This window comes from Bacillus salipaludis (genome assembly GCF_030938565.1).
In the GTDB taxonomy this organism is placed as follows: Bacteria; Bacillota; Bacilli; order Bacillales; family Cytobacillaceae; genus Neobacillus; species Neobacillus salipaludis_A.
Map to the genome: position 1 here is coordinate 1,845,867 of NZ_JAVGVR010000001.1, position 26,416 is coordinate 1,872,282.

The 26,416-nt window shown below is 37.4% G+C and carries 26 protein-coding genes; 20 read left to right on the top strand and 6 right to left on the bottom strand.

From position 1 onward, the window contains the following. Window positions 1-29 precede the first annotated feature (29 nt). A protein-coding gene (locus tag RCG21_RS09075; RefSeq protein WP_308913093.1) for an IS3 family transposase occupies window positions 30-1,360 on the top strand; the annotation gives its coding sequence in 2 pieces (ribosomal slippage) (window positions 30-399 and window positions 399-1,360; 1,332 coding nt in all). Window positions 1,361-1,423: 63 nt separating this feature from the next. Here RCG21_RS09075 and ric read toward each other — a convergent pair. Beyond that, window positions 1,424-2,122, bottom strand: a complete 699-nt coding sequence (gene ric / locus RCG21_RS09080) for an iron-sulfur cluster repair di-iron protein (RefSeq protein WP_133338418.1) — start codon at window positions 2,120-2,122, stop codon at window positions 1,424-1,426. A gap of 232 nt (window positions 2,123-2,354) precedes the next feature. Here ric and RCG21_RS09085 point away from each other — a divergent pair, with 232 nt between their 5' ends. The 3 genes from RCG21_RS09085 (at window position 2,355) to RCG21_RS09095 (ending at window position 5,297) form a co-directional block, all read left to right on the top strand. Then, on the top strand, window positions 2,355-3,620 hold the full coding sequence (locus RCG21_RS09085) for a molybdopterin molybdotransferase MoeA (RefSeq protein WP_133338416.1): 1,266 nt from the start codon (window positions 2,355-2,357) through the stop codon (window positions 3,618-3,620). After that, entirely contained in the window at window positions 3,608-4,138 is a 531-nt protein-coding gene (gene mobB, locus RCG21_RS09090; RefSeq protein ID WP_133338414.1) for a molybdopterin-guanine dinucleotide biosynthesis protein B, read from the top strand. The genes RCG21_RS09085 and mobB overlap by 13 nt, the downstream gene beginning before the upstream one ends. A gap of 439 nt (window positions 4,139-4,577) precedes the next feature. Next, complete coding sequence (locus RCG21_RS09095) at window positions 4,578-5,297, top strand: YwiC-like family protein (protein ID WP_133338412.1); 720 nt, start codon at window positions 4,578-4,580, stop codon at window positions 5,295-5,297. Window positions 5,298-5,328: 31 nt separating this feature from the next. On the opposite strand, the gene RCG21_RS09100 is transcribed toward RCG21_RS09095, so the two are convergent. Further along, window positions 5,329-5,994, bottom strand: a complete 666-nt coding sequence (locus RCG21_RS09100) for a Crp/Fnr family transcriptional regulator (RefSeq protein ID WP_235824915.1) — start codon at window positions 5,992-5,994, stop codon at window positions 5,329-5,331. Window positions 5,995-6,262: 268 nt separating this feature from the next. Between RCG21_RS09100 and RCG21_RS09105 the strand changes: the two genes are divergently transcribed. Both RCG21_RS09105 and clpB read left to right on the top strand, forming a co-directional pair. Then, window positions 6,263-6,442: a YjzC family protein gene (locus RCG21_RS09105; RefSeq protein WP_133338408.1), complete on the top strand. Its 180-nt coding sequence runs from the start codon at window positions 6,263-6,265 to the stop codon at window positions 6,440-6,442. 114 nt (window positions 6,443-6,556) lie between these two features. Further along, window positions 6,557-9,151, top strand: coding sequence for an ATP-dependent chaperone ClpB (clpB, locus tag RCG21_RS09110; RefSeq protein ID WP_133338406.1), 2,595 nt, complete (start codon window positions 6,557-6,559; stop codon window positions 9,149-9,151). A gap of 50 nt (window positions 9,152-9,201) precedes the next feature. On the opposite strand, the gene RCG21_RS09115 is transcribed toward clpB, so the two are convergent. Then, window positions 9,202-9,384, bottom strand: a complete 183-nt coding sequence (locus RCG21_RS09115; protein ID WP_026574517.1) for a YjzD family protein — start codon at window positions 9,382-9,384, stop codon at window positions 9,202-9,204. A gap of 194 nt (window positions 9,385-9,578) precedes the next feature. On the opposite strand from RCG21_RS09115, the gene RCG21_RS09120 reads away from it, so the two are divergent. The 4 genes from RCG21_RS09120 to RCG21_RS09135 all read left to right on the top strand — a co-directional run bounded on the left by RCG21_RS09120 (window position 9,579) and on the right by RCG21_RS09135 (window position 12,535). Then, window positions 9,579-10,301, top strand: a complete 723-nt coding sequence (locus RCG21_RS09120) for a lipase family protein (RefSeq protein WP_133338404.1) — start codon at window positions 9,579-9,581, stop codon at window positions 10,299-10,301. 78 nt (window positions 10,302-10,379) lie between these two features. Beyond that, a complete protein-coding gene (locus RCG21_RS09125; RefSeq protein WP_133338402.1) occupies window positions 10,380-11,228 on the top strand; it encodes a hypothetical protein in 849 nt (282 codons plus the stop codon). A 148-nt stretch (window positions 11,229-11,376) separates the two neighbouring features. Beyond that, on the top strand, window positions 11,377-12,342 hold the full coding sequence (locus RCG21_RS09130; RefSeq protein WP_133338400.1) for a BMP family ABC transporter substrate-binding protein: 966 nt from the start codon (window positions 11,377-11,379) through the stop codon (window positions 12,340-12,342). Further along, entirely contained in the window at window positions 12,338-12,535 is a 198-nt protein-coding gene (locus RCG21_RS09135; RefSeq protein ID WP_197031442.1) for a ComZ family protein, read from the top strand. The genes RCG21_RS09130 and RCG21_RS09135 overlap by 5 nt, the downstream gene beginning before the upstream one ends. Window positions 12,536-12,561: 26 nt before the next feature. Here RCG21_RS09135 and RCG21_RS09140 read toward each other — a convergent pair whose 3' ends face one another. Further along, window positions 12,562-12,804: a hypothetical protein gene (locus RCG21_RS09140; protein ID WP_133338398.1), complete on the bottom strand. Its 243-nt coding sequence runs from the start codon at window positions 12,802-12,804 to the stop codon at window positions 12,562-12,564. Window positions 12,805-13,002: 198 nt separating this feature from the next. Between RCG21_RS09140 and RCG21_RS09145 the strand changes: the two genes are divergently transcribed. From RCG21_RS09145 to RCG21_RS09185, 9 genes are all read left to right on the top strand, one after another. Then, the gene (locus tag RCG21_RS09145; RefSeq protein WP_133338396.1) at window positions 13,003-13,935 is read left to right on the top strand and encodes a beta-ketoacyl-ACP synthase III; all 933 of its coding nucleotides are present in this window, start codon (window positions 13,003-13,005) and stop codon (window positions 13,933-13,935) included. 81 nt (window positions 13,936-14,016) lie between these two features. Further along, window positions 14,017-15,255, top strand: coding sequence for a beta-ketoacyl-ACP synthase II (gene fabF / locus RCG21_RS09150; RefSeq protein ID WP_133338394.1), 1,239 nt, complete (start codon window positions 14,017-14,019; stop codon window positions 15,253-15,255). A 113-nt stretch (window positions 15,256-15,368) separates the two neighbouring features. Then, window positions 15,369-16,139, top strand: a complete 771-nt coding sequence (locus RCG21_RS09155) for a DUF2268 domain-containing putative Zn-dependent protease (protein ID WP_133338392.1) — start codon at window positions 15,369-15,371, stop codon at window positions 16,137-16,139. 208 nt (window positions 16,140-16,347) lie between these two features. After that, the gene (locus RCG21_RS09160; protein WP_133338390.1) at window positions 16,348-17,370 is read left to right on the top strand and encodes an ABC transporter ATP-binding protein; all 1,023 of its coding nucleotides are present in this window, start codon (window positions 16,348-16,350) and stop codon (window positions 17,368-17,370) included. After that, a complete protein-coding gene (locus RCG21_RS09165; RefSeq protein ID WP_133338388.1) occupies window positions 17,357-18,283 on the top strand; it encodes an ABC transporter ATP-binding protein in 927 nt (308 codons plus the stop codon). Before RCG21_RS09160 ends, RCG21_RS09165 begins: the two co-directional genes overlap by 14 nt. 16 nt (window positions 18,284-18,299) lie before the next feature. Further along, window positions 18,300-19,268 carry an oligopeptide ABC transporter permease gene (gene opp4B, locus RCG21_RS09170; RefSeq protein ID WP_133338386.1) on the top strand — a complete coding sequence of 323 codons (969 nt, stop codon included), beginning with the start codon at window positions 18,300-18,302 and terminating at the stop codon, window positions 19,266-19,268. A 16-nt stretch (window positions 19,269-19,284) separates the two neighbouring features. Continuing rightward, complete coding sequence (locus RCG21_RS09175; protein ID WP_133338384.1) at window positions 19,285-20,193, top strand: ABC transporter permease; 909 nt, start codon at window positions 19,285-19,287, stop codon at window positions 20,191-20,193. Window positions 20,194-20,211: 18 nt separating this feature from the next. Beyond that, window positions 20,212-22,011: an oligopeptide ABC transporter substrate-binding protein gene (gene opp4A / locus RCG21_RS09180; protein ID WP_372512612.1), complete on the top strand. Its 1,800-nt coding sequence runs from the start codon at window positions 20,212-20,214 to the stop codon at window positions 22,009-22,011. Between the two features lie 196 nt (window positions 22,012-22,207). Next, window positions 22,208-22,954, top strand: a complete 747-nt coding sequence (locus tag RCG21_RS09185) for a YjbA family protein (protein ID WP_133338382.1) — start codon at window positions 22,208-22,210, stop codon at window positions 22,952-22,954. Between the two features lie 58 nt (window positions 22,955-23,012). Here the strand turns inward: RCG21_RS09185 and trpS are convergent, their stop codons facing one another. After that, complete coding sequence (trpS, locus tag RCG21_RS09190) at window positions 23,013-24,005, bottom strand: tryptophan--tRNA ligase (protein WP_133338380.1); 993 nt, start codon at window positions 24,003-24,005, stop codon at window positions 23,013-23,015. Window positions 24,006-24,145: 140 nt separating this feature from the next. Continuing rightward, window positions 24,146-24,502: a DUF3899 domain-containing protein gene (locus RCG21_RS09195; RefSeq protein ID WP_165976354.1), complete on the bottom strand. Its 357-nt coding sequence runs from the start codon at window positions 24,500-24,502 to the stop codon at window positions 24,146-24,148. A gap of 221 nt (window positions 24,503-24,723) precedes the next feature. Here RCG21_RS09195 and RCG21_RS09200 point away from each other — a divergent pair, with 221 nt between their 5' ends. Beyond that, the gene (locus RCG21_RS09200) at window positions 24,724-26,400 is read left to right on the top strand and encodes a peptide ABC transporter substrate-binding protein (protein WP_133338376.1); all 1,677 of its coding nucleotides are present in this window, start codon (window positions 24,724-24,726) and stop codon (window positions 26,398-26,400) included. Window positions 26,401-26,416 lie beyond the last annotated feature (16 nt).

Below are 26,416 nucleotides of genomic sequence, written 5' to 3' on the forward strand. Positions count from 1 at the left end.
ACTAGAGACATACTGGAGACGGAGAAATCATGAGTAAAAAGACTTTTACAGAGAAAGAAATCATAATTTTATCTAAAAACCCCTATGTTAAATCTGTTAGTTCAAAAGGAATCACTTATTCTCATGAGTTTAAACAACATTTTGTTTCAGAATTTAGTAAGGGGAAGTTCTCAAGACAGATCTTTGAAGAAGCGGGTTTTGATGTTGAAATCATAGGAATGCAAAGAATTAAATCTGCTTCCGAACGTTGGAGAGCTGCTTATAAAGCTGAAGGCGTATTTGGGCTAAAAGACACCAGAAAAGATAGTTCTGGAAGGCCACGATTAAAAGAACTAACCATTGAGGAGAAATATGCAAGGCTAGAAGCTCAGATGAATCTTGTAAAAGCAGAGAATGAACTCTTAAAAAAGATTCGTATGTTAGAAAGGGGGCTGAAAAGGTAAAGCTTCCCGTTAGTCAGAAGTACATTCTTATTCGTGAAGTTATTGAAAAATATAACTTGAGACACATGGTGAAATTCCTCTGTGAGGCTGCCGATGTGTCAAGAAGCGGTTACTACAATTACTTCTCAGCTAAGTCAGAAGAAAAACGGAAATACCAAGAAGCGAAAGATGAAGAGGCAAAAGCCATGATCTTAAAGGATTTTCACTTTAAAAGTCGTAAGAAAGGGGCACGTCAAATCAAAATGACATTGGCGGGTCAATTTCAGTGTGTCTTCAATTTGAAAAAAATTCGTAGAATCATGAAAAAATATAATATCGTTTGCCCAATTAGGAAAGCAAATCCTTACCGGAGAATGATGAAAGCTACTCAGGAACATCGAGTCGCTCCGAACTTACTAAATCGTCAATTCAAGCAGGAGACGCCTGGCAAAGTACTTCTTACAGACATCACTTACCTGAACTATCACGGTGGACAGAGAGCCTATTTGTCCGTCATTAAGGATGGGTCTACAGGTGAAGTTTTGGCACATTATATGTTAAGCCGTATCACCATGGAATTGGCTACCAACACTTTGACCAGGCTGAAGAAGAATAGAAACTTTAAGCAGGCTAAAGATGCCCTCATCCATTCCGATCAAGGTACTCATTACACACATCCTGATTTTCAAAAACTTGTTCGAAACCTAGGATTACGCCAATCCATGTCTAGAAGAGGGAACTGTTGGGATAACGCTCCTATCGAATCATTTTTTGGTCATCTTAAAGATGAAGTTGATATAAATACATGTAAAACAATTGAGGAGCTTCAACGGGAAATTGACAAATATATGCGTTATTATAACCAAACTAGATATCAATGGAACCTAAAAAAGATGACTCCTGTACAATACAGAAATCATCTTCTTCAAGTTGCCTAAGCCTTTTTTTTAAATGTCCTTTACAAAGGGTACATTTTAAATTTGAGCAGGCTGTTTTTTTTATTAATCTATATAGCGAGGGAATAAAATGTTATTTTCAAGATGTACGTGCATGAAGGTTAATCCTTCAAGATCCTCCAAACGCTTGTAAACTAATCGATAAGTTCCGCAGGCATCTAGTGGAAGTTCAAAATCAGCTGTTACCGCGCGAATTTGTCTTAAAATTTCCCCGGCATGGTCATGTTCTTTTTCAAGTTCGACAATCATTGCAATGGCCTTTTCACGATTTGGTGCTGTATTGTTTGCAAGCTGTCTAATTAATGGGAAAACAATTTCTTCTTCTTTTGCCATGTGTTCAATCATTTCTTTTTTAAATTCATAAAATAGTTCATTTACTTTTAACAGCTCTGGATGGTTGTCACCATGTACACGTGATACCTTTGTAACATATGGGCTAAGTTGTGTTAACTCATCTTCGGTAACACGGTGATACCCCGCTATAACATGGTCGATAATCGTATTGGAATCAGAATTAGTCCATACTTCTATATCTGTATCAGCAGGTTCACTTTTTTCATAGACCTCTTTTAATTCTTCGATTAAATTGTCCATATTTAGGTTGTTTTGTGCAGCAGCTTGAGATAGTGGGATATTACCGCCGCAGCAAAAATCAATCCGGTTCTTTTTAAACACATCACTTGTTTTAGGTAATTCGTTTACAATATCTTTAACTAATGTATCTGAAGTAAATGGAATGGACATTTTTGTTTCCTCCTAAAATTGAAAAGTATTTTTTATTTCTTACTATAAGCATAATCGAAATTGAAAAAAAAACAGGTGACATGAATCACACAATTCATATGAATTTTTTGTTTAAAATAAGAGTATGTCGTCACTGTGATAGTTGCGATGTTCATACCGTTTCGATAGTCTTATAATAAAATTATCTATATGACTTAAGAATTTGACTGATTAAAGGCAGGAGCTGATTGCTTTGTTAGAAAGAAGAAAACCGATACCAGTAGGGGATGCGGTAAAAAAAATAATGGAAAACCAACTAACTGGCGTGACTGAATATGTACCTATTGAAGTGAGTTATGGTCGTATATTAGCGGAAAATATTATTGCCACGAATGATGTCCCACACTTTGACAGGTCACCCTATGATGGCTTTGCAGTGCGTTCCATTGATACAAAGAATGCCTCGCTTGACCACTCTGTTGAGTTTGAAGTCATTGACCATATTGGAGCAGGCCATGTATCCGATCAAACCGTGAATGAATTTCAAGCAGTCAGGATTATGACCGGTGCAATGATGCCGAATGGGGCTGATACAGTTGTTATGCTTGAGTTGACAAATAGTTTCGAAAAGAATGGTAAACGCTTTATGTCGATTAAGCGCAAGCTTAATAAGGGGGATAATGTATCATTTCGAGGTGAAGATACAAAAGCTGGGGAAACTCTAGTAAAAAAAGGTACATATATTAATCCAGGTGTACAAGCCATCCTTGCAACATTTGGCTATAGTGAGGTTCCGGTCGCGAAAAAACCTGTTATTGGGTTATTTGCAACAGGAACGGAGCTTTTGGAGGTAAATGAACCGTTGGAGCCGGGGAAAATCCGCAACAGCAATTCCCATATGATTGTTGCACAAATTGAAAGAGCCGGAGGAATGGCTCATTATTATGGCAGGCTCCCTGATGATTTTGATACATGCTTTAATGCAGTGAAAAATGCTTTAGAAAAAGTTGATTTACTCATCACAACGGGTGGAGTGTCGGTTGGTGATTTTGATTATCTTCCGGAAATCTATCAAAAGTTGGGAGCCGAGGTTTTATTTAATAAGGTGGCAATGAGGCCTGGGAGTGTGACAACGGTTGCTAAATTTCAAGGTAAAATTCTTTTTGGTCTCTCGGGAAATCCTTCAGCTTGTTATGTAGGGTTTGAATTATTTACGAGGCCAATTATTCGCAGAATGTTGTTTTCAACTCAACCGCATCTAAGAAAAGAAAAGGCTGAACTCCTGGCAAATTTTCCAAAACCAAATCCATTTACCCGATTTGTTCGAAGCATTGTGCAAATTAATGAAGGCAAGCTGACAGTTTCGCCTAGCGGGACAGATAAGTCTAATATCGTGACAAGTCTTGCTGGTGCAAATTCTTTAATGGTGCTGCCTGGCGGTACAAGGGGTTTTGAGGCGGGAAATGTGGTCGATATCCTTTTATTAGAAGATCAAACCGGAAGTGAGTGGCCTTGGTAACGCCAGTTATATTTCAAATCGTTGGCTTTCAAAATAGCGGAAAAACGACTTTAATTTTACAGCTTATTGAAGCTTTAACATTACGAAACCGCAAAACCGTTACGATTAAACATCATGGCCATGGTGGAAAGCCGACTGTATTATCCGGAAAGGATTCTTCAAGGCATATTGATGCTGGAGCAGCTGCTTCCATTGTCGAAGGCGAGGGGAGATTGCTACTACATGTGGAAAACATAGTAACACCACTTGAAAAGCAAATTGAACTTTTAAGAAATTTACAGCCAGATGTCATATTAATTGAAGGGCATAAATATCAGCATTATCCAAAGCTTTTGATTATAAGGGATAAAGCGGGTCTCTCATTATTAGAAATAGTACAAAATGTAAAAATGGTGCTATATTGGGATGAAGCAATAAAACCAATTTTAGATCAACAAAATGATATAATTAGCTTTTCTATTCACGATAAGACGTCAGTAAGCAAAATTGCAGAAATACTAATAAAAAAGCTCTGGTAAACTTAGATTGTTGATTTCCGTTCCAGGCGCTTCGCTTTCCGTGGGCGGTTCGGAGAGCCTCCTCGTCGCTTCGCTCCTGCGGGGTCTCCCCTGCCCCGTACTCCCACAGGAGTCTTGGCGCCTTCCACTCCAATCAACAGTGTTCAAAAATCAAAATTTACCTTTAACCTATTAAAAAAGAGGCATAAGCCTTCTTTTTTTCTCTTTTATCAAAAAAAGGCGGTTTTCACAAGGCTTGTTGTTTGTAGAATAGATTAAAGGGCTGCTGATTCGGGCTCAATCTTCTTTGAAATCACCACCCCTGTCTGAATCAGGACTCCCATAGGTAAAGGTAAAAATTTCTTCACAATTTTCTCGGTAAAACTGTGATTTGTTTCACATATTTTCTGGTTTTTCTATCTTATATTTAGGATAAGCCAAGGGAATAGGAGTGAACGAAATGAAGCTTTTTTTACCAAAACAGCATGGTGCGTGGGCGATGGCCATCATTCCATTTTGGCTCGGAGTGATAAATGGGGGATTTTTATGGCAGGACATTCCCTTTTTTATTGGCTGGATTTTATTATATTTAGGGACCTATCCGATGCTGCTATTATTTAAAAAGAAGAAGCTCTCTTTTTATACAAAATGGACCCTTTTTTACATGATTCCTGCTATTTTATTCTTGCTGTTTCCACTTCTTAAACGACCTTCCATCTTTCATTTCGGTCTTTTGATGGTTCCGTTTTTTATCATTAATGCCATTTTTTCAACAAAGAATAAAGATCGGGCTTTAATGAATGATTTTAGCGCTATTTTTGCTTTTTCGATTGCCGGTTTAGCTTCCAGTTATCTTGGGCTGGGGATAATAACGGCTCATTCCATCTTGCTCTTTTTAGCCTGTGTATTATTTTTTATTGGTTGTACATTTTATGTAAAAACAATGATTCGGGAAAAACGAAATATGCATTTTAAATGGATATCATGGGTTTATCATATTCTAATACCTGCGGTTTGGGTCATATCCGGTTTTGGGATTTTGGCAATTGCCTATATACCGAGCCTTATTCGCTCAATTCTTTTTTATGGAAGACCATTGTCACCAAAACAAATTGGTATTTATGAAATCATCAATTCTGCAATCTTTTTTATGGTCATGACCATACAATTGGTCATCTAAAAATAAAAAATCGGTCTCCTCGACCGATTTTTTAGTCTATTTTACATATGTCTATTGGACAATCCTCACAATCAATTTCTGTCTTGATATAATTAAGGTCATGGACAGTAATTGAACCTTTATTCACCGAAATAATCCCACTTTTTCGCAGTTCGCTAAGTAAACGATTCACCACTTCACGGGATGTACCACAAAAATTGGCAAGGTCTTGATTTGTTAACGGTAATTCAATTAAAATTCCGTTATTCGTTTTTACTCCATAACTATTCGTAATCCTTATAAGGGTGGAATATAATGCACCTTTTTTTCCGTGAAGGACGAGATCGCGGAATTTAGTCTGCGTTTTCCGGTATTGCTTACTCATCCATTTCATAAATTCTAAGGAAAGCGGAAGATTTGTCGAAAGTTTTTCTTCCAGAACATCTTTCATAATTACTCCCACTTCTCCGCTCTCTATTACGCGGGAACTTAAAAGGTAGGACGGGGCTGGGGTAAATAAATCAAGTTCACCAACCAAATCTCCTTTCGAACACATTCTTAAGGTAAGTTCACGTCCATCAGGGATTATTTTCGTTAATTGTACTATTCCGCTTTGGATCATATATAGTTCATTGGCTGCAGAACCTTCTTGGAAAAGAAAAGAACCCTTTTCCATTTTACGAGTATGATGGAACAATTTTGAAAGTTCATCTAGCATAAAGGGAATTTCATTTAATGACTTCATATCCATAACCACCTTAAAGGGGGCGAAACGAATCGCAAGATTATACTATAATTATATTGATTACAAAGAAAATTTAGCAATAACTGTAGAATAAGTTCATACAATCGTCATAAACTAAAAAAAATGCCGAATATTACTTGGGAAATAATGTCGGAAAATGGTAAGTGCTTCAAAGAAATTCCTCTAATGGCTGCGTTATATTTGGAAACAATAATACTGTACTCGATAAGGAGGGATTTGGATGGGACAAAATCGCCATTTTAAATCAGGACAAAAGGCACCAAACAATGGGGTGTATATTGAGGTAGGCGAAACAGGAGATAATGTTGTAAATCCCAAAAAGATTAAGCTAAAAGCAGGAGATGCATTCCCTGAAACGTCAAATGATAACCGCCATTGGACCTATCAGCGGAAACCATAAACAGTGAAAAAGTCATCCAAAGAGGATGGCTTTTCTCTTGTGCAAAATTTGTAATTTATCAGGAATTGGATATAATATACTTAAAGGTCAAAAAAGGTCAAATGAGGTGGGAGTATGGACTTAAACCAAATGACAGAACGTTTGCAAACTGGAATACTCAATGCGCAAACAATTGCCATAAAACATCATCATCAAGAGGTTGATGAACCTCATTTATTTATAGCGCTATTGAGTCAGGAAGATAGTCTGGCAGTTTTGATAATGGAAAGAATTGGTTTGTCATCACAGCTGGTGGTAGAGAAATTTCAAGAAGAGCTTGAGAAAAAGCCTCAGGTTACTGGGGGAGGGGCAGAACAAGGAAAACTTTTCATTACGGGATTGCTCCAAAGGCTTTTTGCAGAAGCGGATGAATTTGCTGCCAAGTTTTCAGATGAATATTTATCAATAGAACATGTATTGCTCGCAGCTGCTTTTGTCAATGAAAGCTACTTCAAAAAAATAATAAAAACAATGGGGAAGACACCGGAAGAAATTATGCAGGCGATTAAAGAAATAAGGGGGAACCAAAGAGTGACTTCACAAAATCCTGAAGCAGGGTATGATGCCTTAAAGAAATATGGTAGAGACTTAGTAGCGGAAGTAAAAACAGGCAAAATGGACCCTGTAATTGGCAGAGATGCAGAAATACGTAATGTTATTCGGATTTTATCAAGAAAAACGAAAAATAATCCGGTTTTAATTGGTGAGCCCGGAGTAGGAAAAACGGCCATCGTTGAAGGGTTGGCACAAAGAATTGTAAGAAAGGATGTTCCGGAAGGTCTGAAAGATAAAACGATTTTCTCATTGGATATGAGTGCTTTAATTGCCGGTGCAAAATTCAGGGGAGAATTTGAGGAAAGACTAAAGGCAGTCTTAAATGAAGTAAAAAAAAGTGAAGGACAAATTCTCTTGTTTATTGATGAAATTCATACAATTGTCGGCGCAGGTAAAACGGAAGGAGCAATGGATGCCGGGAATATGTTAAAACCAATGCTAGCACGTGGGGAACTGCATTGTATTGGTGCGACTACACTTGATGAACATCGAAAGTATATTGAAAAAGACCCTGCACTTGAAAGAAGATTTCAACAGGTTCTTGTTCAGGAGCCAGATGTGGAAGATACCATCTCGATATTAAGAGGATTAAAAGAACGTTTTGAGGTTCATCATGGTGTAAAAATCCATGACCATGCACTTGTTGCAGCCGCAACCTTATCGGATCGCTATATAACGGACCGATTTTTACCTGATAAGGCGATTGATTTGGTAGATGAGGCGTGTGCACTGATTCGAACGGAAATCGACTCGATGCCAACGGAACTGGATGAGGTTACACGCAGGGTCATGCAGTTAGAAATTGAAGAGGCTGCTTTAAGAAAGGAACAGGATGAAGCAAGTAAACAAAGACTGGAAATTCTTTTAAAAGAGCTAGCGGAACTTAAGGAACAGGCAGATGCCATGAAAGCAAAATGGCTTCTTGAAAAGCAAAGCATCCAAAAGCTTCAAGAGAAGCGGGAGCAAATTGAAAAACTTCGCCGTGAACTCCAGCAGGCAGAGGACCGTTATGATTTAAACAGAGCTGCAGAACTTCGCCATGGGCTTATTCCATCAGCCGAAAAGGAACTAAAGGGGTTGGAAACTGCAGCTGAAAAGAGTGATAAGCTTTTAAGAGAAGAGGTAACAGGGGAAGAGATTTCAAATATTGTTTCGAGGTGGACTGGAATCCCGTTATCAAAGCTGGTAGAGGGAGAAAGGGAGAAGCTATTAAAGCTTGAATCTCTATTACATGAGCGAGTCATAGGTCAAGATGAGGCAGTACAATTGGTTTCAGATGCTGTACTTCGGGCTCGAGCAGGGATTAAAGACCCAAACCGTCCAATTGGTTCTTTCCTATTTTTAGGTCCAACCGGTGTCGGGAAAACGGAATTAGCTAAGGCCTTAGCTGAGGCTCTATTTGATAGTGAGGAGCAAATCATTCGAATTGATATGTCGGAATATATGGAGAAGTTTTCTGTTTCAAGGCTAATTGGCGCACCTCCTGGTTATGTAGGGTATGAAGAAGGCGGCCAGTTGACGGAAGCCGTTCGAAGAAGGCCTTATTCCGTCATCTTGCTTGATGAAATTGAAAAAGCACATCCGGAGGTTTTTAATATCTTATTACAAGCACTTGATGACGGGAGAATTACTGATTCGCAAGGACGGACTGTAGATTTTAAAAATACAGTCATGATTATGACATCCAATCTTGGATCACAGTATTTACTTGAGGGCAGTGAAAATGAGAGTGAAATTACTGAAACTACTAGAGAAAAAGTATTTAATCAACTAAGAATCCATTTTAGACCGGAGTTTTTGAATCGGATTGATGAAACCATTCTTTTTAAACCATTATCTTTAAGTGAAATCAAAATAATTGTAGTGAAAATGATGAATGAACTAGAAAATCGTTTAAAGGATCAACATATTGAAATTTTTGTAAGTGATGAGGCAAAAGAGTTTATTGCTGAAAATGGGTTTGATCCTGTTTTTGGAGCAAGACCGTTAAGGCGGTATATCCAGAGAAGTATTGAGACAAAGCTGGCTAGAGCGATCATTGCGGGAAAAGTACACGATCACTCGAAAGTAATTGTGGATTGTGATGATGGGGAATTAGACATATCCGTTCAATAAAACGTAAAGAGAAAAGGTCATCCTAAAAAAGGATGACCTTTTGCTACTGTTTAATGTTTTTGAGCAGGTTCGTTCGGAATCACTGCAGAAATAACATAAACTAAAATAGTTACAATTACTCCTAAGATTGCACCGAGTTGAAAATTAAATGTAGCTCCAGTCATCGAGCTGACAACGTATGTTAACATCTCAACTAATAAAAATGCCCAGAAAAAAGCCCAAAAATATCGCACAAAATTCACCTCTAAAAATTTTTCATCTCATTTAATATTACCATAGCATCTTAAATTAATAAACGCTATTTTCGCTTTTTCCGTAATGGGCTAAAAAATACGCTGAATACCTTGCTAATTGGGCAAACCCCCCTTTCAACTTATGTGAAGCAACATACAATATGGTGAGGGTTTATGTAAAAGGGGATATAACGATGGAGAACCGGAATTTTCAATTGGATACCGAGTGGAATATCATCCATTACCCTGAAAGGCCTACAGGTTTCGGGATTTTAGTAATCGGTGATGAAAGGCATTTTGTGGATGAAAGCAAAAGCTTCTGGGGTCAGAATGAAGGAAAGCTTACGATTATCAACCAATTAAAAGAATATGGGTACACCATTTTTTCCTCAAATCTGTATGGCCGAAATTGGGGCAGTGAAGAAGCGGTGGAACTAGCCGAAAGATTATATCAATATGTGATTCGCAATGAAATTTTGAATGACAAGATTCATATTTTAGCAGAAGGTATGGGGGCTCTTGTGGCAATAAAGTTAATGGAGAAAATGAAGGATCATCTCAGGTCAGTGGCTCTCCTAAATCCGATTCTTTCGTTAAAGCATCATCTTGAACAAGAGAAAGAACATAAATTTTTCTATAAAAAATTGATGAAAGAATTAGAGGCAGCTTATAAAAAGGATCATAAAATTCTTGAAGGTGAGCTTCTCCAATCGGATGGTGTGATTAAACTTGATTTTGGAATACCTATAAAAATCATCCATGTCATGTCTGGTGGAAAATCCTATCATCAATCGAAGCTTATTCAGCAAATTGTCAGCCAAACGGAAATTAGCCCCAGTTATGTTGTTCCTGAAAAAAAACAACAGCTGGGTAAAATGTTTATAAAGTTTTTCAAACGATATGAAATATTCCTTTAATTCACCTCCTCCCTAAATGAAATAATTCCTTATTATCTGCATAGGATTCAATAAGGTAATTTTAGGGAGGAAGATTTTATGGACAAGGCAGTTATTTTTAATGTATTCGATTTCGTAAGCTTTCATTTTTGCAAGGCATTACTGAATAATGGCGTAGAAGTGAATGGGGTGGTTTTGGATAAGAGTCAACAGGAACCCTATCTTGACGAGAAAAGACTGGAAGTTGGCAGAAATGCTAACTTTAATGAGTATTCATTATCAGACTGGACAGTACGAAATGACGAGCCTATATCAAAAACGAATGTTATTATTTCTCTTTATGACCTCTATATGCTTCATAAAGAGAATCTTTTGGAAAATAAATCCGTAACAAAGTCCATTCTTCAATATGTGAATGAAAGGGAAGGAAAAGATTTAATTGTAATACTTCTGCCGAGCCAATTGGCTGCAAGCTCTAAATTCTCAAATACGTTAAACATCTTTAATGACTTTCTTACGAAAATGAATATACCGGTGGACGAAACCCAATTCTTTTATTTACCTACTATTTATGGTCCTTGGCAGCCTGAAACCTTTCTCTTTCAAAGAAAAATTTTAACTAATCTGAATAGAAAAGTTCAGGGTCAAGGTGAGCGGGAAGATAGGACGGACGCATTGTTTATTGATGATGCTCTTGATGCTATGTTGGAAATCATTGAAAGCAAAAAGCCCGGCAGTTATTTCTTTGAAAGCGGTAAAAAGGCTTATTGGAAATTGTGTGCAGAATATTTACAAATCGACGGAAAACCATTAGATTCAGAATTCAGTGGAAATATTGTGGGAAATCGAAAGATTGTCAGGGTGCCTGTCAAAAGTGTTACAGCTATCGATGACTCCTTTTCAAAACAAATTGACCATATTCAACAGTTATATTCAAATATACTGTAAAACAAGGTAAACGATTATTGTTTACAGATAATGGGTCCAGAGGAAATTTATCTTTTCATTTTATTTCGTAGGGGTTAGAATATAATTGGTTAAAATGGTGTTGTGAAACGTGTTATGGGTCTGGCGCTGTAAGAAGGAGATGCATTTAATGCTAAACCGATTCGGGATCATTCTTTTATGCTTTTTTTTACTTAGTGCTTGTGGTGGAACAAAGTCCACCGGCAAATTGCAGAAAGTTGGACTGTTAGTTCCCGAAACAGTCAATGATCAAGTATGGGGGACAAAAGGCTTTAAAGGGATGCTCCGAATTCAATCCAAGTTTAATGCGGATGTTTATTATAAAGAAGGGATGAATTCAGAACCTGTTGTGAAACGAGCTGTTAAAGAATTTAGCCAAAAAGGGGTTAACTTAATTTTTGGACATGGTTCTGAATATGCCGAATACTTTAATGATATTTCCAAAGACTATCCCAAGATTCATTTTGTCAGCTTTAATGGTGATGCAAAAAACAAGAATACAACCAGCTTGAACTTTAAAGGGCATGCAATGGGTTTTTTTGGCGGGATGGTTGCTGCACATATGTCAAAAAGGCATAATGTAGGTATACTGGCAGCTTATGAATGGCAGCCTGAAGTAGAGGGCTTTTATCAGGGGGCTTTGGCTGAAAATAAAAATACAAATGTTGATATTGAATATGTCGGCAATTGGGATGACGAGAAAAAAGCGATCGAGTTGGTTGATCATATGATGAAAAAGGGAGTGGATGTTGTCTATCCGGCTGGAGATGGGTTTAATGTTCCAGTGATTGAAAATGTAAAGGAACACGGATTATATGTAATTGGGTATGTATCGGATCAATCGGATTTAGGCGAAAATACGGTACTAACCAGCACCATTCAACAAGTGGATAAATTATATGAATTAGTGGCAAAACAATACAATGAAAATCATTTAAAATCGGGTAATCTCTCATTTGACTTTAGAGATAATGTGATTACATTAGGTAAATACAGTAAGCTCGTAAACAAAAATTTTAGACAAAAAATGAACAAGGAAATTGAAAAATATAAACAAACAGGAAAATTACCACAAGAAGGAGATACATATGATTAATCAGGATAAATCTTTACAATTTATGCAAATTGCGATGAAATACTTACCAGAAGCAAAAGACCAATTAGATAAGGCAGGAGTAGAATTATCAATGGATCTGATTCAGCCTTTTATGAACCTATTTACGAAGGTAATGCATGAAGCCTATGAACTTGGCTGGGAAGAAGCTAAGAAGGAATTGGAACACGAATAAAAATTAGCTGCCAAACAAAAGGCAGCTTATTTCTTTTTCCAGAATTGTTCAATAAGAGGATAAATCTTTTGAAACAGTGGTTTTAAATTTCTGGCAGAGTCTACTAAGGTATCAAGATGGACGATTAATTCACCATAATCGATATAGTTTTGACTATAATTTGTTTCCGGTGGTTGAAGTTGTTCTTGTCTCCTTTGTTCAGGCCCAAACATGAATTGATCAAACATATTCCCAGGGTCCCTAACATCTTCCTGAAGGTTTTCATCCATTTGAAAAAACCCCCTTTAAAATTATTTATAATCTAGAATATGTTTAAATAAATAAAGGGTATGGACAATAGCGGATGATGAATGTGTAATTTCCAGTTGCTTAAATTGGGGTGTCTTTGATAAAATTAGTACCAAGTCATAATATTTGATATTAATTATTATTAAAAAGGGTTTACCTTATAAAAGGAGATGGCTGTGATGAAAGCCGGTATTATTGGAATGGGCAGATATTTGCCTGAAAAAATTGTGACAAATGCTGATCTAGAGAAGGTAATGGATACTTCAGATGAATGGATTCGGACGCGGACAGGTATTGAAGAGCGCCGAATTGCCGACGATAATACAGATACATCAGATATGGCTTTTGCTGCAGCACAAAATGCAATTAAAGATGCAGGAATTACACCGATGGACATTGATTTGATTTTAGTCGCAACGGTAACTCCTGACCATCCGTTTCCGTCAGTTGCCTGCGTGCTACAGGAACGATTAGGAGCAAAAAAGGCAGCGGCAATGGATGTAAGCGCAGCTTGCGCCGGCTTTATGTATGGAATCATAACTGGGTCGCAGTTTATTGAAACAGGGGTTTATAATAATATTCTAGTTGTCGGGGTAGAAAAACTTTCGAAGATTACCGATTGGAATGATCGAAATACGGCTGTTCTATTTGGTGATGGTGCAGGTGCTGCGATTATAGCGCCTGTATCAGATAACCGGGGGATCCTAGCATTTGAACTAGGTGCTGACGGTACTGGTGCAAAACATCTTTATCAGGATGAATATATCATTATGAACGGACGAGAAGTATTTAAATTTGCTGTACGCCAAATGGGCGAAAGTTGCGTAAATGTGCTTAATAAGGCTGGATTAACCAATGATGATGTGGATCTTCTAATTCCGCATCAAGCAAATATTCGCATCATGGAGGCTTCTAGACAGAGATTAGAGCTTCCGGTTGAAAAAATGTCGAAAACAGTCCAGAAATATGGAAATACTTCATCAGCATCGATTCCGATTTCCATTGTTGAGGAATTAGAAGCCGGAAAAATTAAAGATGATGATGTGATTGTAATGGTAGGGTTCGGCGGTGGCTTGACATGGGGAGCCATTGCGATCCGCTGGGGAAGATAACCTATAAGCAATCGGGCTAAGAATGAAATAGAACAACTTAGAATAAGTAGGGAAGAATAGTTGGAAAAGGAGCTGTAATTCATGGAAAAGCGTAGGGTTGTGGTTACAGGGGTTGGAGCGGTTACCCCTCTTGGCTTGGATGCTGAAACCACATGGAAAAATATTATTGATGGAAAATCAGGTGTTGGTCCATTAACGAGAGTAAATGCAGATGAATATCCGGCAAAAGTTGCAGCACAAATCAATGATTTTAATCCGGAAGTCTTTATGGAAAGAAAAGATGCCAGAAAAATGGATCGTTTTACTCAATATGCGGTGGCTTCGGCAATAATGGCTGCTAAGGATGCAAATTTGACCATCAATGAGGAGAATTCCCATCGAGTGGGTGTTTGGATCGGTTCAGGAATTGGTGGAATGGAAACGTTTGAAGATCAGTACGAAATTTTTCAAAAAAGAGGCTATCGAAGAGTAAGTCCATTCTTTGTGCCGATGTTGATTCCAGATATGGCTACAGGCCAAGTTTCAATCACTCTTGGTGCGAGAGGATTTAATAACTGTTCTGTCACCGCCTGTGCAACGGGTACTAACTCAATTGGAGATGCCTTTAAAGTAATCCAGCGCGGCGATGCCGATGTTATGATTTCTGGCGGTGCAGAGGCGCCAATTACGAAAATGTCTGTTGCCGGCTTCTGTGCCAATACTGCACTCTCTACAAATCCGGATCCTCAAACAGCAAGCAGACCTTTCGACAAAAATCGCGACGGTTTTGTTATTGGTGAAGGAGCAGGGATTGTTGTCCTTGAAGAATTAGAGCATGCCTTGGCCCGCGGTGCAAAAATCTATGCTGAAATTATTGGCTACGGTGCAACAGGGGACGCTTATCATATTACTGCTCCAGCTCCTGGCGGTGAAGGCGGAGCTCGCGCAATGAAAATGGCGATAAATGACAGTGGTCTTAAGCCGGAGGAAATTGATTACATTAACGCTCACGGAACGAGTACCGATTATAACGATAAATTTGAAACATTAGCGGTTAAAGAAGTGTTTGGCGACCATGCCTATAAACTGGCAATGAGTTCAACTAAATCGATGACAGGACATCTGCTTGGAGCAGCCGGAGGAGTGGAGGCAATTTTTTCTGTATTGGCGATAAGGGACAGTATTCTTCCGCCAACAATTAATTACGAAACTCCAGATCCGGAATGTGATTTGGATTATGTTGTAAATAAAGCACGTCAAAAAGAAGTAATAGCTGTAATGAGCAACTCTCTTGGTTTTGGTGGCCACAATGCAACGATTGTTTTCAAAAAGTATGAATAATGACGATTATGGGACTAGGCATTTGCTCAGTCCCTTTCTTATTTCTTTAGAACCTTTAACTTTACCCATTCATAAAATGTATTAGGGAGTTACCTGAAAAATGGAGTGAGGGAATGGGAATTGTACGAACAAATCAATGGCTCGAAGAGGAGTTTGACCGCCCAACGAAGATTTGCGAGAAACTGCTGCCCTATTTTAAGGGGTATACTGCAAATGAAATCTACCATCAATTAATCAGCTTTGGAATGTATAAGCCATCGAGAAGCTCAAAATATATTTTTGACATGATGATAAAAGAAAACATGTGGGACGAAGTGGAGAAACTTTTGCAACATTATCAAAAAAAGTGGTCGGGTCCGGACATTCCGATTTTTCTCTTTCCCATTGCCCAATCAGGAGGGTTTTTCTTTCGGGTGGAGAAAAATAAATCAGGTGTTTCTTATCCGGATAAAATGTTCCTATTTCTATCCCCTTTGGATGACTCGAAGGAATTAGAAGCGCTTTTTGTACATGAATATCACCATGTCTGCAGGCTCAGTAAACTAAACAAGAAAATGAACCAATATACCCTATTGGATTCTATCATTATTGAAGGACTTGCTGAATATGCTGTATTAAAAAATTGTGGGAGAAATTACACAGCAAGCTGGTGTCACATGTATACGGAACAAGAAATTAAGGGTTTTTGGAAAAAGTATTTAAACGATCAGCTTGATCGTAAAAAAAATGAGAGAACACACGACCAGCTATTATATGGGGGAGGAAGGATTCCTAAACTGCTGGGATATGCTGCCGGTTACCAAATAGTGAAGGAATATTACGAAAGTCATCACTATTCTACAAAACAATCTTTTACGATCCCTTCCTCCAAATTCATAGAATAGAATAAGAGAAAGAGCCTGATAAATCAGGTTTTTTTTATTTAGATTTGAGAGAAAAATAACAATTTTCCCAAAAGTATTGCAATTGAAATAATTCTGTAATAAAATTTTATTAACATACAAAATTAAACAGAATATGTTATTACTTGAAATTATGGTGATTTCAAGATAGGGATTTTTATAGAATGATATAGTTTAGGGGGTCTCAATTTTGGTCAATCATCCACTGTTACAGGTACAGAACCTTCGAACCTCGTTTCGGATTGAAAACGATTATTTCGCTGCTGTAGATAATGTCTCATTGACAGTAAATGAAAATGAAGTTTTGGCAATCGTGGGTGAATCGGGATGCGGAAAAAGCGCATTTGCTCTGTCCATCATGGGGTTACATCCAAAGGATAGAACGAAGCAAGAAGGGAATGTGAATTTTAAAGGAAAAAACCTGCTGCCCCTTCAAACTGCAGAAATAAATAAAATCCGGGGCAAAGAGATTGGAATGATCTTTCAAGATCCTCTGACAGCTCTTAATCCACTTATGACCTGCGGAAAACAAATAGAAGAAAGTATGACCTTTCACACAAATTTATCTGGCCCAGAAAGACAAAGAAAAGTTATTGAGCTCTTGAAAAAGGTAGGGATCCCTAATCCAGAGCGAACCTACAAACAATATCCTCATGAATTATCCGGCGGAATGCGGCAGCGTGTCGTAATCGCTATTGCCATTGCATGTGACCCGCAGCTAGTAATAGCGGATGAACCGACCACGGCATTAGATGTTACAATACAAGCCCAAATAATGGATTTACTAAAAGAGCTGCAAAAGCAGACGAAAGCTGGTATTATTCTCATCACCCATGACCTTGGAGTCGTTGCCGAAATGGCAGATCGTGTTGCCGTTATGTATGCAGGAGAAATTGTTGAAATCGCAGACGTAAATACATTATTTAGAAAGCCCTTACATCCCTACACAAGGTCATTATTTAATTCCATTCCATCCTCTACCACATTCAAGGGAAGATTACATGTTATTCAAGGTATTGTACCGTCCTTAAAAAATTTACCAAGAACCGGATGTCGGTTTAAAGACCGGATTGAGTGGGTTGATGTACATAATCATGAAGAGAATCCGGTGTTACGAGAAGTTGAACCAAATCATTTTGTGCGATGCACTTGCTATAAGGACTTTCACTTTCCAGAAAAAAACATGGGAGACGTGAACTATGTCATTTCTTAGGGTCAATAATCTTAAAGTATATTATCCAATTCGTGGCGGTTTTTTCAAAAGAGTGGTTGGTCATGTAAAGGCTGTGGATGATATTAGCTTTGAACTAAAACAGGGAGAAACTTATGGACTGGTGGGTGAATCAGGGTGCGGTAAAACTACAACCGGCAGAACCCTCATCGGACTCATAAAGGCCACTTCAGGGGAAATTCTTTTTGAAAATCAGGATTTAATGAGAATAAGCCGCCGTGATTTTCATCATTATCGACAAGATATTCAAATGATTTTTCAAGACCCTTATTCCTCCTTAAATCCAAGAAAACGGGTGTTGGATATCGTTGCCGAACCGCTGAGAAATTTTGAAAAGCTTTCGCCAACAGAGGAGAGACAAAAGGTACAGTTTTACATAGAAAAAGTTGGTTTAAATCCTGAATCTATCTACAAATATCCGCATGAGTTTTCAGGCGGGCAAAGACAGCGGATTGGGATTGCCCGTGCTTTAACATTAAAGCCAAAGTTAATCATTGCTGATGAGCCTGTCTCGGCTCTCGATGTTTCAGTTCAGGCACAGGTCTTAAATTTTATGCAGGATATTCAGAAGGAGTTTAATCTGACCTATTTATTTATTAGCCATGATTTAGGGATTATTCAACATATGTGTGATCGGATTGGTATTATGTATCGAGGTCAATTCGTTGAGGAAGGAACAAGTAAAGATATATATACAAATCCACAGCATATCTATACAAAGAGATTAATTTCAGCAATTCCAGAAATAAATCCGGAAAACAGAGAAAGGCAAATTAAGATTCGACAACAGATAAACAACGAATATAAAGATTCCTATAATAAATATTTTAATGCTGAGGGTAAAGTTTATACTCTTAAATCTATTTCTAAAACCCATTCAGTTGCACTACCATAGGGAGGGGTTTATATAAATGTTGAAATTTATTTTACGCAGAATCTTGGTAATGATCCCTCAATTAATTATTTTAAGTATACTTATATTTTTGTTGGCGAAAGCAATGCCCGGTGATGCATTAACGGGACAATTAGCAAGTAATCCTAAAATGGATGCCGTGACAATACATGAATTAAAACAGAAATTGGGGTTATTCGATCCCTTATATATTCAATATGGAAGATGGATTAAGGGATTGCTTCATGGGGATTTAGGCTTGTCAGTCATCCATCAAACATCGGTAACCCACCTGCTCGCAGGTAAAATGGGAAATACAATCCTGTTAGGTTTTGCCATAATGGTTTTAAGTTATCTTATTTCCATTCCTCTTGGAATTATCGGAGGCAGATGGACAGATTCTTTGGCGGATAAAATGATTGTTGGTTACAACTATTTAACATTCGCTACACCACTTTTCATTTTTGCGTTATTAGTATTATATATATTTGGTTTTGTGCTTGGATGGTTCCCTACAAGCGGAAGTGTTGATATCCGTGCGGAAGATGGGACATTTGCTTATTATATAAGTAAATTTAACCATCTCATCTTGCCAGCATTTTCAGGTGCGATTGTAAGTACGACTGTAACGATTCAATATTTGCGTAATGAAATCATTGATACAAAAATAAAGGACTTTGTTAAAACGGCGAGAGCAAAAGGGGTTAGTGAATCAAAAGTCTATACGCGTCATATTTTTAGAAATTCACTTCTTCCCATTGCGGCTTTTCTAGGCTATGAAATTGTTTATTTAATAGGCGGTTCAGTCTTTTTGGAATCTATCTATGGATATCCGGGGATTGGACAATTGTTCCTCACCTCCATCATGCAGCGAGATTTCAGTGTCGTCACCGCACTTGTTATGATATCAGGTCTAGCCACCCTAGTGGGTACTTTAGTTTCAGATATCATTTTAAGTGCTGTTGATCCACGAATCAGAATTGAATAAAGGGGAGGGAGCCAATATGAAAGCTGAAATCGTAAATCCTAAGCAGCCAAAGGCGATAAAAAGGCCGAAGAATGGAGTTTTCTTCATTTTATGGCGGGAAATTGTGAAAGATAAACTAGCACTTGGTTCTCTAATCCTATTAGGCCTGATCGTGGTAGGTGTCTATGGTGCATCTCTTTTATTAGACCAAGAAAAAATTGTAACGGTAGATTTGTTATCTATTTATTCACCTCCGTCTTCAGAGCATTGGTTAGGGACCGATTATGGTGGAAGGGATATATTTGGCCAATTAATCATTGGGGCTAAAAACTCCTTTACAATTGGCTTGTGCATTACATTATTAACAGGATGTATCGGTCTTTGTGTCGGATTATGCGCAGGTTATTTCGGAGGCAAAGTCGATAATATCCTCATGCGTATTATTGATTTTTTTCTTATCCTTCCAACCTTAATGCTAGTTATTGTTTTTGTTTCCATAGCGCCAAAATATAATGTTTTTACTTTTATCGTAATTATGAGTTTGTTTTTATGGACAGGTAAAGCTAGGTTAATAAGGTCAAAAACCCTTGCTGAAAGGGAGCTTGATTATGTAAGTGCCTCAAAAACGCTTGGGACGCCTGATTGGAAAATTATTTTCCGGGAAGTTCTGCCTAATTTAAGTTCTATTATTATCGTAAATTTAACTCTAAATCTTGCAGGAAATATTGGAATTGAATCAGGGTTAACGTATTTAGGATTTGGATTACCGGAAAGTACTCCGAGTTTGGGAACTCTTGTTAGTTATGCAACCAATCCGGATGTTCTTGAAAATAAATGGTGGATTTGGTTACCTGCGTCATTACTTATTTTAGTCATGATGTTGAGTATAAATTATATCGGTCAAGCGTTAAAACGTGCAGCCGATGCAAGGCAAAGATTAGGATAAAAAAGGGGGAAAAGAAGGATGATGAGAAAGCATTTTTTCAAGTTTTTTAGTTTACTAGTTGTCTTGGGTATGCTCCTATCAGCATGTTCCAATTCGACTGGAGGCAAAGACAGTGGAAGTAAAAAGCCAACGTCATCAAGTGACAAACCGAAAGAAGATATTAGTACATTCCCTTCAGTCATTAAAAGCGACAAGCCAGTGGTGAAGGACGGGTCACTAACATATGCATTAGTGTACGATACTCCATTCGAAGGTACATTAAACTATGCATATTATACTGGACAACCAGATGCCGAAGTTCTGCAATTCTTCGACATTCCACTATTCTCAACCAATGCAGACTATGAATTTACAAATGATGGTGCTGCTACCTATGAAATGTCCAATGACAATAAAACCATTACTGTAAAAATTAAGGACAATGTTAATTGGTCCGACGGAAAACCGGTAACATCCCAAGACTATGAATATTCATTCTTGGTAATTGGTAACAAGGATTACACAGGTGTGCGTTATGGTGATGCGATCATCCAAAGTATTGTTGGGATGAAAGAATACCACGCAGGCAAATCCAAAAATATTTCGGGGATCAAAATTATCGATGATAAAACCCTATCGATTACCTTTAAAGACGCAAATCCTTCTTTAATAACAGGTCTATGGCCATATGCGATGCCTAAGCATTATATTGGGGATATTCCAATAAAAGACCTTGCAAAGGCAGATAAAATCCATAAAACTCCAATTGGATTTGGTCCATACAAGATTAAAAAGATGGTTCCAGGTGAATCAGTAGAATTCGAGCGTAACGATGATTATTTTGGCGGAAAACCAAAATTAAAAACGATTATTGCAAAAGTTGTCAATCCAAAAGTTATTTTACAGTCACTTAAAAAAGGTGAAGTCGATGTTGCTGATTTTCCAGTAGATCAATACCCTGCAGCTAAGGGAGCTAAGAACTTCCAATTTATCGGTCAAATCGATCTAGCTTATAACTACATTGGCTTTAAATTAGGCCACTGGGATGCTAAAAAAGGCGTAAACGTTATGGATAACCCTAAATTCCAAGACAAACGCTTACGACAAGCGATGGCCTATGCTCTCGATCAGAAATCTGTGGGTGAGAAAATTTATAACGGTTTACGTTTCCCTGCTACATCCTTAATTCCGCCGTCCTTCCCAAGCTGGTATAACAAAGATGCAAATGCCATTGGATATGATCCGGAAAAAGCAAAACAACTATTAGATGAAGCAGGCTATAAAGATACTGATAATGACGGTCTTCGTGAAGATCCAAACGGTAAGAAATTCCACATTAATTTCTTATCGATGAGTGGCGGTGACACAGCTGAACCACTTGCAAAATTCTATATGCAAAGCTGGAAAAATGTTGGGCTAGATGTTTCCCTTGTAGATGGCCGCTTGGCAGAATTTAACTCTTTCTACAAAATGGTTGAAGAAGATAACAAGAAAGTTGACATTTATGCTGGTGCATGGGGAACAGGGACAGACGTTGACCCATATGGTTTATACGGTAAAGATGTTCCGTTTAACTACTCTCGCTTTGTAAGTGAGAAAAACGATCAATTATTAGCAGACGGTCATTCCGTAAAAGCATTTGACCATGACTATCGTAAAAAAGTTTACGATGAGTGGCAAGCATTTATGAATGATGAAATGCCTGTTATTCCAACACTATTCCGTTCTACAATTTCAGGAGTTAACAATCGTGTAACATCATTAACTGCCAATTATACAGCTGACCCATATGTTTGGGCTAAAGTTGGTGTTACAAGCGAAACCCCTGAAGTAGAATAATAAAGTAAAAAGAGGTAGTCACTTTGGTGATTATCTCTTTTTTTGTATTGAAATGAAAGCATCACCTGCTGCTTAAAGATTCATCAATATTAGTAATAAAAGTTAATTATGGAGCAAAACATATATAAAGGAATAATTTAACTAAGGTCTGCCCATACTGATTGACAAACAGTTTCTTGAAGTGAGGGGTTGTACAATGTTGTATCTTCATGATGTTTGGGTGAATTGGTTTGAAGGTGAAGAAAACGGGTATAATGTATGCCACTTTCATGAATGGCGCAAGGATGATGGAGTCGAACTTTTGGATCAAGTTCCACTCTTAAAGATTGAACCGATTTTATTTAACTATATTGAGAATGATTTAGCAGAATTACCTCAACAACTCCTAGATGATATTTATCAAAAAGCATATTTACGAAAAAACCATGAGCGAATTCAGCTTGATTATTGTTTTGTTGTAACGGATGGGGTAGGTATTTTAGCAATTGATACGATTGGCTATACCATTCCAATCCGAAAAAGCAGGTTAATTCCAAGGCAAGAACAGCTTGTATATGAGATGATTGAAACGAATGAGGCAAATGTTTATCACTTTTATCAGCCTAGCGAAATGAAAGATCATCATATTTTGTCGCCTGAGCCAGAATTAATGCGTGGCCTAACAAGAAAGGAACGCCAATTAAAGCAGTTATTATTTATGGCCCTTGACCAATTACACTCTTCAAATAATGAAGCAGAAGTTCGTTATTGGTATACCGAATGGTGTCCGGAACGATACGCCGCCATCCAGGAAATGAATGTTGAGGATGTATGGGAGCAATTATTTGAGGAAACAAAATACGGATGGGGCAAGAGGCATGTAACATTTTGTGAGAATATAATTAAAGGGCAGCCATTTTTTGAAAAGTTATGGGAAATGGAGCATGGTCCAAAGGTAAATTAAAAGCCTGACCCAAAAGGTAGTCACTACCTTTATGGGTCAGGCTCTTATTATTTGGGTTCTACCTTCTCTGACCTCTTCCAAGGCCCATTGCATTTTCCATTCTATTGAGTGTTTCCGAGGCAATTTTATTCGCTTTTTCTGCACCACGGTCTAAGATATCATCAAGTTCCTTTGATTCAATGAGTTGATTGTATCTTTCTTGAATCGGTTTAATAACATTGATTACTACCTGAGCTAAATCTCCTTTAAATTCACCGTACCCTTTGCCACTATACATTTCTTCAATTTCAGAAATCGATTTACCGTCTAGAATTGAGTAAATAGACAATAAATTAGATATTCCTGGTTTGTTTTCTTTATCAAATTTAACTATGCCCTCAGAATCTGTTACAGCGCTTTTAATTTTTTTCTCAATTTGCTTCAGGTCATCGAGAGGGGTGATAAAAGCTTTCTTATTCGGATCGGATTTACTCATTTTTTTGGTAGGTTCTTGAAGTGACATAATTCTCGCGCCGACTTTCGGAAGACTTATATCAGGAATAGTAAGAACCTCCCCGTATTTCTTATTAAATCTCTCTGCAAGATCACGGGTTAATTCCAGATGTTGTTTTTGATCTTCACCGACTGGGACAAGGTCTGTGTTATACAATAAAATGTCAGCAGCCATAAGTGGCGGATAGGTCAATAAACTTGCAGATACGGCTTCTTTTCCAGCAGACTTATCCTTAAATTGTGTCATTCTTTCCAATTCACCAATATAGGAAATACATTGCATCAACCACCCGGCTTGAGCATGCGCAGGAACTTCTGATTGAATAAAGAGCGTTGCTTTTTCTGGATCGATACCGACTGCGATGTACAGTGCAGCAAGACTTCTGATATTTTTTCTTAAAACTTGCGGGTCTTGAGGGACGGTTATGGCATGCTGATCAACGATACAAAAGAAGCAATTATATTCATTTTGCAGTTCTACAAATTGTTTCATTGCTCCAATATAGTTGCCAAGTGTAATAGTTCCGCTTGGTTGGATGCCAGAAAAAATGGTTTTCATGGTATTTTTTCCTCCTGCTAATAAGCATTTAAATAAAAAAACCATTCGTCACCTAATCCATATAGGGAAGAATGGTTCAACGCTTTTAGTGACTATTTATAATCATATTATAATGAAATGAATAATCGTAATCAAGTCCGTTAAACATAATAGAAGCCAAGGGCGATTAACATAAGAAAGCCGGTAATGATTCCATGGAAAACAAAAGGCTTTTGATTGATTGTCACCATTTCAGAAAGAGAGGGAATTTCGGCAAGACTTCTTTTTTCCTTTCCTCTTGTTGCAGCAAAGTTAAATGACTTAGCTATAGCGTCAAAAAAACCAGTTTTAACAGTAAATAATAATAAAGAAAACAGAAGTAAGGCAAATGAAATGTAAAAAGATATATTGATATAACTTAACAAAGAAATCTTTCGGTAAAAAATGAGTGATAGGAAAATAATTAACAACTGAAAACCCACAGAAATTATCAGAGTATTTTTAAAACGAAAGTTCATTTCTAATCCTCCAAAACCTTGATTTATAAGGAAAAGTATTTTAAATATTATACAAAAAATCAGTGCGAGAGTAAATGATAACATAGGTTCCAGTAACCCAAATGTTTAAAATGTTATGAAAATGTAAATTAATTTTCAAAAAGTAATGTACAATTAGTTGAAAAAATGTATAATAGGGAATGTAGTAATTTTTCAGAATAATAGAAAAGGGAGGTCTACTAGTGAAGAAATCAAAACTTTCACTACTTTTAGTTTTATCACTAGTTCTTAGCATGTTCTTAGCAGCTTGTTCTGGTGGAAAAGACACTGGAAAAGAAAAGGACAATGGTGGTACTTCTAATGGTAAAGCACCTGAACAAGTACTAAATGTTTTAGAGTCAGCAGAAGTTCCAACAATGGATAGTGTTATGGCTCAAGACGTTATGAGTTTCACCATGTTAAATGCAACAAACGAAGGATTATATCGTTTAGACCCAGATCAAAAGGTAATCGAGGGTGTTGCAGACGGTAAACCTGTTGCGAATGCTGATGGAACCGTTTACACGATTAAGTTGAAAAAGGATCAAAAATGGTCAAACGGTGATCCTGTAACTGCTAATGACTTTGTATTTGCATGGAGACGTGCAATTGATCCTAAAACTGCTTCTCCATATGGTCCATATTTCATGGAAGGCAAAATCAAAAATGCTAGCGATATCGTAGCTAAGAAAAAACCTGCAACTGATTTAGGAATTAAAGCTGTGGATGACTATACTCTAGAAATTTCCTTAGAGCAGCCAATTCCTTTCTTTGAGTCATATATTACGTTCCAATTATTCTATCCACAAAATGAAAAGTATGTTAAGTCTCAAGGTAAAGATTATGCGAAGGATGCTTCCCACATTCTTTATAATGGTCCATTCAAAATGACTAAATGGGATGGCCCACAGGCAACTGAATGGGTACTAGAGAAAAACGATACTTATTGGAATGCAAATACAGTTTCTTTAAAGAAAATCAACTTTAACGTACAAAAAGACGGGCAGGCATCGGCCAATGCTTTTGAAGCTGGCGAAGCAGACATTACACCAAAACTTGCACAACCAGCAATCATTCAACAATATGAAGGTTCAAAAAATCTTCTTCGTTACACTGAACCATCCATTTTCTGGTTGAAGTTTAATGAGAAAAACCCAGCATTAGCAAATGCTAATATCCGTAAAGCTATTGCTTTAGCAATTGACAAAAAAGCTTTAACTGATGATGTTTTAGCAAATGGTTCAATTCCTGCTAACTTTATCGTTGCGAAAGATTTCGCGTTCAATAATGGTAAAGACTTCCGTGCTGATACTGGCGAATATTTAAAATCAGATAAAGCAAAAGCAAAAGAATTATGGACAAAAGGTTTATCTGAAATCGGTAAGAAGGAAGTAACATTCAATTATGTTGGTCAAGATACTGCAGCTGCAAAGGATACTGATGCATTTATCAAAGACCAATTAGAGAAAACTTTACCAGGAATTAAAGTTGAACTTCACAACATTCCATTTGCTACAAAACTTGATAGAGAAGATAAACAACAATATGATATTCTTTTCAGTGGTTGGGGTCCTGACTATGCTGACCCAATGACTTACATGGATTTATGGCCATCAACTAGCGGCCAACAGCATATGAGCTATAAAAATCCAAAAGTTGATCAGTTAGTCAAAGATGCAGCAACTACTTTAGCTACTAAACCTGATGAGCGTTGGAAAGCATTACAAGAAGCTGAAAAAATTGTGTTAGAAGATGATGCTGCTCTAGCACCTCTATACCAACGTTCTGCTAACTTGTTAGTTGCTGATAAAGTTAAAGGTTTAGCACACCATGGATTTGGTCCTGATTATAGCTATCAATGGATTAAAATTGTTAAGTAGTAATTGGTAAGTAAAC

Excerpts from the sequence above, each read along its gene's own strand:
- ric (WP_133338418.1), bottom strand. The coding sequence starts at position 2,122 with ATGTCCATTCCATTTACTTCAGATACATTAGTTAAAGATATTGTAAAC.
- fabF (WP_133338394.1), top strand. The coding sequence starts at position 14,017 with ATGGAAAAGCGTAGGGTTGTGGTTACAGGGGTTGGAGCGGTTACCCCT.
- opp4B (WP_133338386.1), top strand. The coding sequence starts at position 18,300 with ATGTTGAAATTTATTTTACGCAGAATCTTGGTAATGATCCCTCAATTA.
- RCG21_RS09145 (WP_133338396.1), top strand. The coding sequence starts at position 13,003 with ATGAAAGCCGGTATTATTGGAATGGGCAGATATTTGCCTGAAAAAATT.
- RCG21_RS09130 (WP_133338400.1), top strand. The coding sequence starts at position 11,377 with ATGCTAAACCGATTCGGGATCATTCTTTTATGCTTTTTTTTACTTAGT.
- RCG21_RS09095 (WP_133338412.1), top strand. The coding sequence starts at position 4,578 with ATGAAGCTTTTTTTACCAAAACAGCATGGTGCGTGGGCGATGGCCATC.
- RCG21_RS09165 (WP_133338388.1), top strand. The coding sequence starts at position 17,357 with ATGTCATTTCTTAGGGTCAATAATCTTAAAGTATATTATCCAATTCGT.
- trpS (WP_133338380.1), bottom strand. The coding sequence starts at position 24,005 with ATGAAAACCATTTTTTCTGGCATCCAACCAAGCGGAACTATTACACTT.
- RCG21_RS09155 (WP_133338392.1), top strand. The coding sequence starts at position 15,369 with ATGGGAATTGTACGAACAAATCAATGGCTCGAAGAGGAGTTTGACCGC.
- clpB (WP_133338406.1), top strand. The coding sequence starts at position 6,557 with ATGGACTTAAACCAAATGACAGAACGTTTGCAAACTGGAATACTCAAT.
- RCG21_RS09100 (WP_235824915.1), bottom strand. The coding sequence starts at position 5,994 with ATGCTAGATGAACTTTCAAAATTGTTCCATCATACTCGTAAAATGGAA.
- opp4A (WP_372512612.1), top strand. The coding sequence starts at position 20,212 with ATGATGAGAAAGCATTTTTTCAAGTTTTTTAGTTTACTAGTTGTCTTG.
- RCG21_RS09125 (WP_133338402.1), top strand. The coding sequence starts at position 10,380 with ATGGACAAGGCAGTTATTTTTAATGTATTCGATTTCGTAAGCTTTCAT.
- RCG21_RS09195 (WP_165976354.1), bottom strand. The coding sequence starts at position 24,502 with ATGAACTTTCGTTTTAAAAATACTCTGATAATTTCTGTGGGTTTTCAG.
- RCG21_RS09140 (WP_133338398.1), bottom strand. The coding sequence starts at position 12,804 with ATGGATGAAAACCTTCAGGAAGATGTTAGGGACCCTGGGAATATGTTT.
- RCG21_RS09120 (WP_133338404.1), top strand. The coding sequence starts at position 9,579 with ATGGAGAACCGGAATTTTCAATTGGATACCGAGTGGAATATCATCCAT.
- RCG21_RS09185 (WP_133338382.1), top strand. The coding sequence starts at position 22,208 with ATGTTGTATCTTCATGATGTTTGGGTGAATTGGTTTGAAGGTGAAGAA.
- RCG21_RS09175 (WP_133338384.1), top strand. The coding sequence starts at position 19,285 with ATGAAAGCTGAAATCGTAAATCCTAAGCAGCCAAAGGCGATAAAAAGG.
- RCG21_RS09105 (WP_133338408.1), top strand. The coding sequence starts at position 6,263 with ATGGGACAAAATCGCCATTTTAAATCAGGACAAAAGGCACCAAACAAT.